This window comes from Undibacterium sp. GW821-FHT07F11 (assembly GCF_059418665.1).
Genome location: NZ_JBWKQH010000002.1, coordinates 18,175 through 30,759, shown reverse-complemented (window position 1 = coordinate 30,759; position 12,585 = coordinate 18,175). Strand labels below are relative to the sequence as shown.

At 49.6% G+C, this 12,585-nt stretch carries 15 protein-coding genes; all 15 read right to left on the bottom strand.

Translation table 11 applies throughout. The features are described 5' to 3' along the window. Positions 1-93: 93 nt before the first annotated feature. Entirely contained in the window at positions 94-882 is a 789-nt protein-coding gene (locus AC07OI_RS03950; RefSeq protein WP_495256364.1) for a MipA/OmpV family protein, read from the bottom strand. A gap of 16 nt (positions 883-898) precedes the next feature. After that, positions 899-1,468 carry a DUF4337 domain-containing protein gene (locus AC07OI_RS03945; RefSeq protein WP_492703061.1) on the bottom strand — a complete coding sequence of 190 codons (570 nt, stop codon included), beginning with the start codon at positions 1,466-1,468 and terminating at the stop codon, positions 899-901. A 7-nt stretch (positions 1,469-1,475) separates the two neighbouring features. Beyond that, the gene (locus AC07OI_RS03940) at positions 1,476-1,958 is read right to left on the bottom strand and encodes a dihydrofolate reductase (protein WP_495256363.1); all 483 of its coding nucleotides are present in this window, start codon (positions 1,956-1,958) and stop codon (positions 1,476-1,478) included. A gap of 17 nt (positions 1,959-1,975) precedes the next feature. After that, complete coding sequence (locus AC07OI_RS03935; RefSeq protein WP_492703064.1) at positions 1,976-2,770, bottom strand: thymidylate synthase; 795 nt, start codon at positions 2,768-2,770, stop codon at positions 1,976-1,978. Positions 2,771-2,936: 166 nt separating this feature from the next. Then, complete coding sequence (locus AC07OI_RS03930; RefSeq protein ID WP_492703065.1) at positions 2,937-4,550, bottom strand: sensor histidine kinase; 1,614 nt, start codon at positions 4,548-4,550, stop codon at positions 2,937-2,939. A gap of 265 nt (positions 4,551-4,815) precedes the next feature. Continuing rightward, on the bottom strand, positions 4,816-5,010 hold the full coding sequence (iscX, locus tag AC07OI_RS03925) for a Fe-S cluster assembly protein IscX (protein ID WP_492703067.1): 195 nt from the start codon (positions 5,008-5,010) through the stop codon (positions 4,816-4,818). 55 nt (positions 5,011-5,065) lie between these two features. Beyond that, positions 5,066-5,404 (bottom strand): ISC system 2Fe-2S type ferredoxin, encoded by a 339-nt coding sequence (fdx, locus tag AC07OI_RS03920; RefSeq protein WP_422952628.1) that lies wholly within the window; start codon positions 5,402-5,404, stop codon positions 5,066-5,068. 68 nt (positions 5,405-5,472) lie between these two features. Beyond that, a complete protein-coding gene (gene hscA / locus AC07OI_RS03915; RefSeq protein WP_495256362.1) occupies positions 5,473-7,338 on the bottom strand; it encodes a Fe-S protein assembly chaperone HscA in 1,866 nt (621 codons plus the stop codon). Between the two features lie 74 nt (positions 7,339-7,412). Next, on the bottom strand, positions 7,413-7,916 hold the full coding sequence (hscB, locus tag AC07OI_RS03910; protein ID WP_423011923.1) for a Fe-S protein assembly co-chaperone HscB: 504 nt from the start codon (positions 7,914-7,916) through the stop codon (positions 7,413-7,415). An 11-nt stretch (positions 7,917-7,927) separates the two neighbouring features. Further along, the gene (gene iscA / locus AC07OI_RS03905; protein WP_110253627.1) at positions 7,928-8,251 is read right to left on the bottom strand and encodes an iron-sulfur cluster assembly protein IscA; all 324 of its coding nucleotides are present in this window, start codon (positions 8,249-8,251) and stop codon (positions 7,928-7,930) included. Between the two features lie 68 nt (positions 8,252-8,319). Continuing rightward, positions 8,320-8,715: a Fe-S cluster assembly scaffold IscU gene (iscU, locus tag AC07OI_RS03900; protein WP_186951509.1), complete on the bottom strand. Its 396-nt coding sequence runs from the start codon at positions 8,713-8,715 to the stop codon at positions 8,320-8,322. Positions 8,716-8,771: 56 nt separating this feature from the next. Continuing rightward, the gene (locus AC07OI_RS03895) at positions 8,772-10,025 is read right to left on the bottom strand and encodes an IscS subfamily cysteine desulfurase (RefSeq protein WP_495256361.1); all 1,254 of its coding nucleotides are present in this window, start codon (positions 10,023-10,025) and stop codon (positions 8,772-8,774) included. A 16-nt stretch (positions 10,026-10,041) separates the two neighbouring features. Next, the gene (iscR, locus tag AC07OI_RS03890; RefSeq protein WP_423004543.1) at positions 10,042-10,524 is read right to left on the bottom strand and encodes a Fe-S cluster assembly transcriptional regulator IscR; all 483 of its coding nucleotides are present in this window, start codon (positions 10,522-10,524) and stop codon (positions 10,042-10,044) included. Positions 10,525-10,627: 103 nt separating this feature from the next. Then, on the bottom strand, positions 10,628-11,011 hold the full coding sequence (locus AC07OI_RS03885) for a helix-hairpin-helix domain-containing protein (RefSeq protein WP_495256360.1): 384 nt from the start codon (positions 11,009-11,011) through the stop codon (positions 10,628-10,630). 36 nt (positions 11,012-11,047) lie between these two features. Then, entirely contained in the window at positions 11,048-12,559 is a 1,512-nt protein-coding gene (gene amaB, locus AC07OI_RS03880) for an L-piperidine-6-carboxylate dehydrogenase (protein ID WP_492703075.1), read from the bottom strand. Positions 12,560-12,585: the final 26 nt, after the last annotated feature.

Below are 12,585 nucleotides of genomic sequence, written 5' to 3'. Positions count from 1 at the left end.
ATCAGCTTCGCTGCGCAATCTGACTATGCAACATAAACAAAAAGAGTACTTTTGCAAGTACTCTTTTTGTGATGAATATTGCAATAATAGTCGTCAGAAGCGATAACTTGCTGCAGAGAAGATGGTGACAGGATTTTTCTGGAACACAAATGGGCTTCTGCCAGCATCGCCGTTCAGGCGGCTCACCGATGCGCCAGTAGTCAGTGACCAGTTATTGTCGATATTCCAATGCCAGCTGGCACCAAGTTTGATGTCAGAGATACCTGAGGATGGGGTGTACTGCGCATAACCGCTGGAGACAGATTGTGCCGCCGTCACGCCGAAGTAAGACTGCATATAGGCAGAATTAACCCAGTTGGCACCGATGCTGGCAGATAGCCTGTGTTGTGGGCTCAGCAAGGTAGTTGCACGCGCGCCAAAGCTGACTTGTACGCCATTGTGATCCACCCCGGAACCATAACGTACAGACGATGCCAGAGAAAAGTTCTGGTCTATGTTGTAATTGAGGAAGGCACCGGGTTCAACTGCCATGTTGACATCACCCAAGCCACGCAATTTGCTGGAGCGGGACTCATCACGTGCGGCTTCCAGCGACATACGCAGGCCGTACTGCAGACTGGCGTTCTTTGAGAAATTATAGCCAAGACCATTAACGGCGCTGAAGAACGCACCATTTTTCCATTGCGCATCAAACATGGGATAAGCAGCCAGGCGACGCTCATCGGAACCAGTATATTTAGGCAGACTGAGCGCAGCGGCACCCAGAGAAAAATTTACATCCTTGGGCAGGTAGCTAGTGGGAACCAGTTGCACAAATTGTGAGGTCTGCGCCCCTGCGGAGCAGGCCATCGCCAACAATGTGATACCGAGTATTTTTTTCATTATGTTCTCGTCTTTGTTATATATGGCGTGCAGCAAGTCCCGCCAGTACTACACCAACTCCAGCCACGCCGTATGAGGCATATTGCAACCACTTTTTCTTGGTCAGCAAAGTGATTGCTGCCAGGGATATGGCAATTTGCACAGCTGTCATCGCCTGGGCCCAGCGATGATGCTGATGCAAGGCTTCTTCGGATTTTTTTTCCCAGGCCAGGCTTTCTTTTTCCAATGCTTCAGCTTTTTTCTTGATATCTTCTTTTTCTAGCTTATAACGCTCAACTTCTGCTTTGTATTTTGCAGCATCAGAGCCAGGGATAACCATTGCCAGCTCAGCCAGATTTTGCTTGCTGGATTTGGACTGATAATAATTCCATTGGTTCGATGCTTCTGTTTTTTTAATGGCAGAATCATTCTTGAACATGGCGGCATCATTTTGTGTCGCACCACCTTCGTACCCAAACAAGGCACCTACAGTTGCCATAATGGCAGTCATTACTGCGATTTTGCTGGCGAAATCATCATTGCCGTGGGCTGCATGCTCCAGCTCATGATCATGCGGCCCGTGTACGTGAAACCCGTGTCCTGACATAGTAATCCTAAATCTTTTTATAAGTGACAAATGCAAAGTGTAAATTTTTTGCTTCAGAGTAATGTTTTTCTCTCTTTGTCTCTTTCCATAGTAGCGGATTGATCGCAGGGAAAAAAGCATCACATGCAAATTCCTGTTGTATCTCAGTCACGACCAGTTCATTGGCCAAGTCCATGCTTTGCTGATAAATCTCTGCCCCACCAATAATGTAGGCCAAGTCATCATTCAGCAAAGCGCGGGCAGCATCAAGTGAAGTCACGGTTTCTACGTCAGCATGCTGCCATTCATGATTACGCGTAACCACAATATTGCGCCTGTCAGGCAATGCCCGGCCTATGGATTCAAACGTCTTTCTGCCCATGATGATGGCGTGGCCGCTGGTGGTGCGTTTGAAATGGGCAAGATCCTCCGGCAAATGCCAGGGCAATTTATTATCCACGCCTATACCCAGCTTGGAATCGGTTGCAACAATAATACTTAAAGATGACATGTTCATGAATCCATGACTTAAACTGCAACAGGCGCTTTGATCGCGGGATGGAACTGGTAATTGGCAAACTCAAAATCATCAAATTGATAATCAAAGATGGATTCAGGTTTGCGCTTGATGACCAATTGACCCAGTGGCAAAGTGCTACGTGATAACTGTTCGTTAACTTGGTCCATGTGATTGGAATACAAGTGGCAATCACCACCAGTCCATATAAAATCACCAACTTCCAGACCAGTCTGTTGCGCTACCATATGAGTCAGCAAGGCATAGGATGCGATATTGAAAGGCACACCCAAAAAGATATCGGCACTGCGCTGATATAACTGACAGGACAGCTTGCCATCGGCGACATAGAACTGGAACATCATGTGGCAGGGCGGCAGTTTCATCTGCGGGATGTCGGCGACATTCCACGCAGAGACAATGAGGCGGCGAGAATCAGGATTATTGCGTATCTGATCAATGACCTGTTTGATCTGGTCTATGTGCTCGCCTGTTGGTGTAGGCCAGTTGCGCCATTGTGAACCGTAGACCGGGCCAAGGTCACCATTGGCATCTGCCCACTCATTCCAGATCGAGACGCCATTGTCGGTCAGGTATTTAATATTGGTGGAGCCCGCCAAAAACCAGATGAGTTCATGGACAATGGACTTGAGATGTAGCTTCTTGGTTGTCACCAGAGGGAAACCCTTGCTCAAGTCAAAGCGCATCTGATAACCAAAGACAGACACTGTGCCAGTGCCGGTTCTGTCGGTTTTTTGAGTGCCGTGTTCTTTCACATGGCGCATGAAGTCAAGGTATTGGTGCATGGTACTTAATAAATTGCTATGTAGAAGTGCTATCTTGAGTTGCTATCTTTGCTAAGGCAATAGTATACCTTAGGGCAAGAGAAAACACTTGATTGCATTGTAAGTAATCTGAGTAGTCTGGCCTGAAGTATGCGTAGGCCAGACTTTTGCGGAGCAGTTTTTTGGTTTAGCGCTTGCTCAGTAGAGGATTGCTGGATTCAGGCTCGCCTGGCGCTACCAGTGGTAATTTGATTTCAAATCTGGTTCCCTGGCCAACTACACTGCTTGCATGAATGCTGCCGCCGAGCACATTGGTAATGATATTGAAAGTAATGCTCAGACCCAGGCCACTACCGCCCTGGCCAAATTTGGTGGTAAAGAAGGGTTCGAATATCCTGTTGATAATCTCTGCCGAAATACCTTTGCCGTTGTCTTCAAAAATGATGATGACGTACTCACCTAATTGTGTGGCAGTGCAGCGCATATGACCTTCTTCACGTCCTTCCAGTCCATGAGCCACTGCATTATTAACCAGATTGGTAAAAACCTGGCCTAATAGACCCGGGTAGCTGTCCAGCTGTATTTCGCCAGGGATATCAAGTTCCAGTGTAAAGGGGGTTTTGCGTAAGCTTGAATGCAGCAGGGCAGTGAGTTCCTGCAACATGACCAGCAAGGCAAATTGCCGACGCTGGGCACTGGACTGATCAACTGCCACTTGCTTGAAGTCGCCAACCAGATGGGCAGATTGCTGCAGGCCGCGCAACAATAACTTAGTGGAGTCTACCGCCGTGGTTGCATAACGTGTCAGGTCAGAGCGTTTCATCTTGCCTTCTTCTACCATCCTGACCAGATTACGGGTTTCTTCTTCCAGGGTGCTGGCAACCAGCAGACAATTACCTAGCGGAGTATTCAATTCATGCGCCACACCTGCCACCATGGAACCCAGTGCTGCCATGCGCTCGACCCGAGCCAGTTCTGCCTGTGCAGAATTCACGTTATTCAGGGCAGCTTCCAGATTTTGATTGACAGTTTCCAGCTCTTGCGTGCGCTGACGCACCTTGGATTCCAGCGTGCCTGAGTATTCAAGCAATTGCTGATTCTTGATTTCCAGCTCGCCAAAAGACCTTTGCAAGGCCTGACGAGTGGCTTCCAGACTGGTTGCCAGATGGCCCAGTTCATCTTCACGGTTCAAGGCAATAGGGTCATTCAGTTCACCATTTGCCAACCGGTCAGATTCACCCATGAGTATCCTGACTGGCTGAACCAGGCGCCATTGCAATACCACCAGAATAAACAGGATAGCCAATATCAGTGAAAGCACAGCTGTGGTGACATAACGCCGGAAATCAGATGCCAGGCTTTCTTGCAGCAAGTCTTCAGCAAGGGTAAGTCTTACTTGACCTATTACCTGTCCACCATGCTTGATCTCTCTGACCATACTGGTGAAAGGACCTTTCTGGGTCTTTTTCCTGGTGTCGTTCTTGATGAATTCCTTGCGGTCGGGCAGGGTGATGACTTCTATGGTTGCTACCCTGGGGTCGGAATACACCACTTCGCTGGAGATATTGGCAATCTCGGGCGTGATTTGCCACAGAGGTTCACTCAAGATGACGGAAAGGATTTCGACCAGGCGATTATGGTCTTCTGCGTTCCTGAGCTGGGCCGCAGTTTCTATCGTATGCAGGTGATAAGGAATGAGTATGGCAGCGGGGACGGTCAATCCGAATACAACAGCCAGAATAATCGCCAACCTTAGCGTGATTCGGCTGCGTAGTGCAGATAAAAGATGTCGAAACTGCATTGCGAGGTCCTTGTGCAACACTTCCCGGAGGGTATAGTCAGGCGGTGCAGAATGCATTTTCTCACCAGACATTCATTTACAGATCAGACATGGATAATTACGCTCGATGATCGCACAAACAATTCTAAAATACTAAAAGGTTTTTTGCGTTTCAGCAAGTTATGATTCTTGAGTGTTCACTCTGTGTGTCCAAATGTCCAAAAATGGGCAAATTGTTATTTGAAGCGGTGGTTGGAGTGCGCCTGCAGGAAGGGTGTATCCGGAGTTATTTGGTTTCGTCTATCCAGGCCATTTGTATGGCTTCAAGTATCTTCTCGCCACCGCGTGCATGGTCGTCATCAAATTCTTCCAGATCGACGACCCAGTTGTGCAGGTCAGTGAAGCGTACCGTCAGTGGGTCAACGCCAGGGAATTTATCGCAAAGTGCTTCGGCGATTCTGAAGGTGTCAGTCCATTTCATGTTGAGCTCCACGTTTACAAATGCTAAGGGCAGGTGCGTAAGAAATGCTTAATGATCAATGATTTTCACGCGCGTGGTTGATGGTGTATTTGGGGATTTCGATGGTGATATCTTGCTTGCCCAGTTTGACCTGGCAGGACAGGCGTGAAGTTGCTTCCAGTCCCCAGGCAGCATCGAGCAAGTCTTCTTCATCATCAGTAGATTCATTCAATGAATTAAAACCTTCGCGCACGACCACATGGCAAGTGGTGCAGGCACAAGACATTTCGCATGCATGCTCGATTTCCACATCGCTTTCAACCAGGGCTTCGCACAGTGATTTGCCTTCCGGCGCATCAATAACGGTTCCTTCTGGGCAAAGCTGGGGGTGTGGCAAGACAATAATTTGTGGCATGTTGTTCTCGTAATCTGGCTATTTCAATATGTATTAATGTTGTCTGGATCGGTATGAAGTAATATCGCTCAGGTAATCTCATCCAGTTTTTTTCCGGCCAATGCACTGCGCACGCTTTGATCCATGCGACGTGCAGCAAATTCTTCCGTGCCGTCGGCGAGTGCAGTGATGGCAGCGTGGAGTAACTGATGATCTTTGCCATCCTTCAGTTTGATGACCTGATCCATCAATGCTTTGATCTGTTCTTGCTCTGCATCATTCAGCAATTGGGCGTCGCCGTTCAAGGCAGATTGAGTGGCCAGTAAAATACGTTCAGCTTCCACACTTTCTTCACGCAAGGCACGTTCTTGCATGTCGGCATCTGCTGAGGTGAAAGAATCCTGAAGCATGCGTGTGATTTCGTCATCGGCCAGGCCATAGGATGGCTTGACGGTAATCGCTGCTTCTACGCCTGAGCGCAGTTCACGCGCCGAGACAGACAGCAGTCCATCGGCATCGACCTGATAAGTAATGCGTATGCGTGCAGCGCCGGCAGCCATGGCAGGAATGCCGCGCAATTCAAAGCGCGCCAGCGAGCGGCATTCGCTGACCAGCTCACGTTCGCCTTGCACGACATGGATAGCCATGGCGGTTTGTCCATCTTTGAAGGTAGTAAATTCTTGTGCGCGGGCGCAGGGGATGGTGGAGTTGCGCGGAATGACCTTCTCAGCGAGGCCCCCCATGGTTTCCACACCCAGCGACAGTGGGATCACATCCAGCAGCAACCAGTCATCACCAGGGGCGCGATTGCCTGCCAGCAGATTGGCCTGTATCGCGGCGCCAAGTGCCACTACCTTGTCGGGATCAATATTGGCCAAGGGTGTAGTCTGGAAGAATTCGCCGACAGCCTTGCGCACATGTGGCATGCGGGTTGCACCGCCAACCAGTACTACACCATCGATATCATCCACCGTCAGGCTGGCATCGCGCAGGGCTTTGCGGCAAGGCGTAGTCGTTTTCGTTACCAGGTTCTGCGTCATTTCGGCAAATGCTGCTGCGCTGATTTGCAAATGCACGGATTCGCCAGAATTGAGCTTTGCATCAATAAAAGTACTGGGCTTGCTGGACAAAATTTCCTTGGCTTCGCGCGCTTTCACCATCAGTGCACTGGTATCTTCGTCAGACAAAGGCGCAAGTTTTGATTCTTGCAATATCCAGCAAAAAAGGCGGTGATCAAAATCATCGCCACCCAGTGCAGAGTCGCCACCGGTGGACAAGACTTCAAATACACCCTTGCTCATTTTTAAAATGGAAATGTCGAAGGTGCCGCCACCCAGATCATAGACGGCATAGATGCCTTCTGATGAATTGTCGAGGCCGTAGGCGATTGCTGCTGCAGTAGGTTCATTCAACAGGCGCAAGACATTCAGCCCAGCCAGTTTGGCTGCATCTTTGGTTGCCTGTCTTTGCGCATCATCAAAATAAGCGGGAACGGTAATGACTGCACCAACCAGGTCATCGCCCAGTGCGTCTTCTGCCTGCTGGCGTAAAGTGGCCAGAATTTGTGCTGATACTTCTACCGGGCTCTTGATGCCAGCCACGGTCTTGATTTGCACCATGCCAGGTTCATCATGAAAATCGTAAGGCAGGTTTTCAGCGTAGGCGATGTCTTTCAGGCCGCGGCCCATGAAGCGCTTCACTGAGGCTATCGTATTTCTTGGGTCATTGCTTTGCTCAGCCTGCGCCTTGAAACCGATATGTGCGTGACCATTTGGCAGGTAGCGTACAACCGAAGGCAGCAGAGGGCGACCTTCTTCATCATTCAATACTTCAGGGATGCTATTGCGTACGGTTGCAACCAGGGAATTGGTGGTGCCCAGATCTATGCCTACTGCCAACCTGTGCTGGTGTGGAGCTGTGGACATGCCAGGTTCAGAAATTTGCAGTAATGCCATGATGAAATGGGGGGATGGCTAAGCATCTAAAAAATGGCAAATCGGCATAGCCGCATTTACCGGGTTATTTGAAATTACTCTTCGAGAGCAGCGATATCGGCAATAAATTTTTCCAGAAACATGCAGGTGCGGATTTGCAGCGCAGCTTCTTCAAAGTTTCCCAGGTCTATCGAGTTGCCAACCGCATGCAATTGCGTTCTTAAGGCGCTGTTCAGTTCGCGCTCCAGACGTAGCAAGGCAGCTTCATTATTATCCTGGCGTGCGTCGTCAAAGGATTCACGCCATTCCATCTGTTGCATCAAAAACGCACCAGGCATGGAGGTGTTGGATTCTGTCTGTAGATCCACACCCTGCAATTCACATAGATAGCGTGCGCGTTTCAGCGGTTTTTTCAATGTTTGATACGCCTCGTTGGCCCTGGTTGCCCATTGCATGGCGACGCGTTTTTCAGCTTCACTGGCTTGCACGAACTTGTCCGGATGCACCTGATTCTGCACCTCACGATAAGCTGCATCCAGTTGTCCCTGATCAAGTGCAAACTGCTGCGGTAACTGAAACAGCTCAAAATGATTCTGCATCTGCGCCAGCCTTAAATCCTGAAACTTTCGCCACAACCACATTCGTCCTTGACGTTGGGGTTGTAGAATTTAAAGCCTTCGTTCAAGCCTTCGCGGGCAAAGTCCAGCTCTGTACCATCAATATAAGGCAGGCTTTTAGGGTCAACAAATACCTTGACGCCATGCGATTCAAAAATCTGGTCGTCGTTGCCGACTTCATCCACATACTCAAGCTTGTAAGCCATGCCTGAGCAGCCGGTTGTACGTACCCCAAAGCGCAGGCCTATGCCTTTGCCGCGACGTTCCATATAACGGGTCACATGTTTTGCCGCTTTTTCTGTGAGTGTGATAGCCATATTTATTCCAGTTTTTTGCTACTAAACTTTTGTTGCCGGTTTTCTTGAAACGAATCTTGAAACTAGTTTCAGGCGCTTTGTTCGGCGCTGTGCTTGTTTTTGTAATCGAGCACAGCAGCCTTGATCGCATCTTCCGCCAGGATGGAGCAGTGAATCTTGACCGGTGGCAGTGCCAGTTCTTCAGCAATTGCCGTGTTCTTGATTTCCAGGGCTTGATCCAGCGTCTTGCCCTTGACCCATTCAGTCACCAGGGAAGAGGAGGCAATTGCAGAGCCGCAACCATAAGTTTTGAATTTCGCATCCTGGATAACGCCATCAGCGCCTACCTTGATTTGCAATTTCATGACGTCGCCGCACGCAGGTGCGCCGACCATGCCGGTACCTACGGTGTCATCACCTTTTTCAAAGGCGCCGACATTACGTGGATTTTCATAGTGATCCAACACTTTTTCAGAATAAGCCATTTTGATACTCCTTGATATTTCTTAATTACGTTTTTCAAATGCGCAATGAATATAAATTAATGCGCGGCCCACTGGATAGTGGAGATATCGATACCGTCCTTGTACATATCCCAGAGCGGCGACAATTCGCGCAACTTGGCAACTTTGGTTTTCAGCAGGTCTATCGTAAAGTCGATGTCTTCTTCTGTTGTGAAGCGGCCGATGGTAAAGCGTATTGAGCTGTGCGCCAGTTCATCGCTGCGACCCAGTGCGCGCAGTACATATGATGGTTCCAGGCTGGCAGAGGTACATGCAGAGCCGGACGACACTGCAATATCCTTGATTGCCATGATCAGGGATTCGCCTTCAACATAATTGAAGCTGACATTGAGGTTGTGCGGTACACGGTGTTCCATGTCGCCATTGACATAGGTTTCTTCAATTTCTTGCAGACCTTTTGCCAGGCGGTCACGCATGGTGCGGACGTGTGCCAGTTCGCTTTCCATTTCTTCTTTGGCAATGCGGAAAGCTTCACCCATGCCAGCGATTTGATGCGTAGCCAGTGTGCCAGAGCGGAAACCGCGTTCGTGGCCGCCACCGTGCATTTGCGCTTCCAGACGTACGCGCGGTTTGCGGCGGATATACAGCGCGCCTATGCCTTTTGGACCATAAGTTTTATGGGCCGAGAAAGACACCAGGTCAACCTTGGTATTTTCCAGGTCAATATGCACCTTGCCAGTGGCCTGAGCTGCATCTGAATGGAATACGATACCTTTTTCACGGCACAATTCACCAATTTCAGCGATAGGCTGGATGACGCCAATTTCATTATTAACCCACATGACGGACACGAGAATGGTGTCTGGTCGGATAGCTGCTTTCAACTGTTCTACCGTGATCAAGCCATCATCACCTGGTTGCAGATAAGTGGCTTCAAAACCCTGGCGCTCCAGTTCACGTACGGTATCCAATACAGCTTTATGCTCGGTTTTTACCGTGATGATATGCTTGCCCTTGGCCTTGTAGAAGTTTGCAGCACCCTTGAGTGCCAGGTTATTGCTTTCCGTCGCGCCGGAAGTCCAGATGATTTCACGCGGATCAGCATTGACCAGGTCAGCCACTTGGGCACGCGCATCTTCTACAGCTTTTTCAGCATCCCAGCCATACATATGGCTACGCGAAGCCGGATTACCGTACTGCGCACGCAAGTAGGGAATCATCTTGTCAGCAACACGTGGGTCAACCGGCGTCGTCGCCGAATAATCCATGTAGATAGGGAAGTGCGGTGACTTCAAGGTGTCGAGCAGGCTTTTTTCCAAGGGGGCGTTCATTCAAAACTCCAAATATTCAAGAGGCAATGTGGCTGGCATGCGTATGGTGCATGACGACTACATGGTTTTCTGATGCTTTCTGTCTTTGCTGATTGACCAGGTCCTGGAGGGAAACAGAGTCCAGGTAATCGACCATTTTGGCGTTCAGCGTCGCCCACAGGTCGTGTGTCATGCAGTGCAAGCCATTTTCATGGTCGCTGCCATGACAATTGCCTTTGCCACCGCACTGCGTTGCATCAAGGGGCTCATCAACTGCAATGATGATGTCGGCAACGGTAACATTTTGCGCCTTGCGGGCAAGATTGTAGCCGCCGCCAGGTCCACGCACGGATTCAACGATTTCATGGCGACGCAGTTTCCCAAACAATTGCTCAAGATAGGAAAGGGAAATGTCCTGACGTTGGCTGATACCGGCCAAAGTCACTGGTCCCTTATCCTGGCGCAGAGCCAGGTCTATCATTGCCGTTACGGCAAAACGTCCTTTGGTGGTCAGTCGCATATATTACTCCGGGGTACTCCACGCAAGAAAAAGCTGAATGCCCTGAGTTGTTGAGCATTTTAGTCAAGTATAACAAACTTGAGTAATCTTGTCAGGAATAGGCTTATAGTAAGGAGGGGGATGCAAGATGAGCTTTACGCTCTGCAGTGTAGTGCCACCAGGCCAGAGGTGGCTCACCATCCATGAATTTTACTATGGAAATGAAAACGTCGTAGACACAGGGGTCATGCCTGACTTTGGTTGCGGTACAAAGTTCGTCGTACATCTGGTAGGGGTTGCGTCCTTTTAACTGCTGTGGCTCAGTAATGCCCAGTAGCTGTAAGTCGGCAACCGTTGCCTTGCCGACATTTGGTAACTGTTCCAAGTGTTTGATGTCTGTGCAAGTAAGTGCTTTTTTCATAAATCTTTTTGCTGTTCCTGCCAAACGCGTTCCTGAATGGGAAATTGTAAAACGAATTCTCAACGCTATAAAGTTAAAGACCGCCATTCGGCGGTCTTTTGAAGCTAATACATTTGATCTGGATCAAATATCAAAGCTGATGCCCTGTGCTAACGGCAATGAATTGCTGTAATTGAAGGTATTGGTTGTGCGGCGCATATAGGCTTTCCATGCGTCAGAGCCAGATTCACGACCACCGCCAGTTTCTTTCTCTCCACCAAACGCGCCACCAATTTCTGCGCCGGAAGGCCCGATGTTGACATTGGCGATACCGCAGTCGCTGCCAGCAGCAGAAACAAAGGTCTCAGCTTCGCGCATATCTGTAGTGAAGATCGAAGACGACAAACCTTGTGGTACTTCGTTATTCAAGCTGATGGCTTGCTGCAAATCCTTGTAACGCACGATGTACATGATGGGCGCAAATGTTTCGTGGTGCATGGACGCCGTTTGACCTGGCATTTCTACCAGAGCCGGGCTGACATAGTAGCCATTTTCATTGCCAGCAACTACTGTGCGCTCGCCACCAAATACCTGGCCTTGTTCTGATTTGGCAATTGCCAAAGCGCTTTGCATGGCATCAAAAGAGCCTGCATCAATCAATGGGCCGACCAGCGTGGTCTTTTCCAGAGGATTGCCGACTGGCAGACCTGCATAGATTTTTTTCAGACGTGGTACCAGTGTGTCATAAATACTGTCATGTACGAACAAGCGGCGCAGGGTAGTGCAGCGTTGTCCGGCAGTGCCAACAGCAGAGAAGGTGATGGCACGGACAGCCATTTCCAGATCTGCACTAGGAGCAACTATCATCGCGTTATTGCCACCTAGTTCAAGGATGGTGCGAGTCAAACGCTTGGCGCAGACTTCAGCAACCTGACGACCCATGCGGGTACTGCCAGTGGCGCTGACCAGAGCGATGCGCTTGTCTTCTACCATTTGTGCGCCAGTATCGCGTCCACCGATAATCAATTCTGCCAGGCCAGTCGGGGCATCGCTGCCAAAGCGGGCAACTGCCTTCATGAAGAGGGCGTGAGTAGCGATGGCTGTCAGCGGGGTTTTTTCAGATGGCTTCCATGTAACACTATTGCCGCAGACAAAGGCCAGTGCTGCATTCCAGGCCCAGACGGCGACAGGGAAATTGAAAGCGGAAATCACGCCAACTACGCCTATAGGATGCCATTGTTCCATCATGCGATGGCCAGGACGTTCAGAGGCAATAGTCAGGCCATACAGTTGGCGTGACAAACCAACTGCGAAATCACAAATATCGATCATTTCCTGTACTTCGCCCAGGCCTTCTTGCAGGATTTTGCCTGCTTCCAGCGTCACCAGTTGGCCCAGGGCCAGCTTGTGCGTGCGCAGTTCTTCACCAAACAGGCGCACCAGCTCGCCACGACGCGGTGCTGGCACATTGCGCCATTGCAAAAATGCTGCATGGGCGCGATCTACACGCTGTTTTACTTCCGCTGCAGTGTCAGCGCGCAGGCTGGCCAGGTTTTTGCCATCTATAGGAGAAATGCTGTGTATGTCGCTGCCCTGATAATCGCTTAAATTGATATCAAGCTCTTTCAGGATTGCTTGCAAAGTGGTGTTTTCCATCTTGTTTGCCTCGGTACGTTTTTATA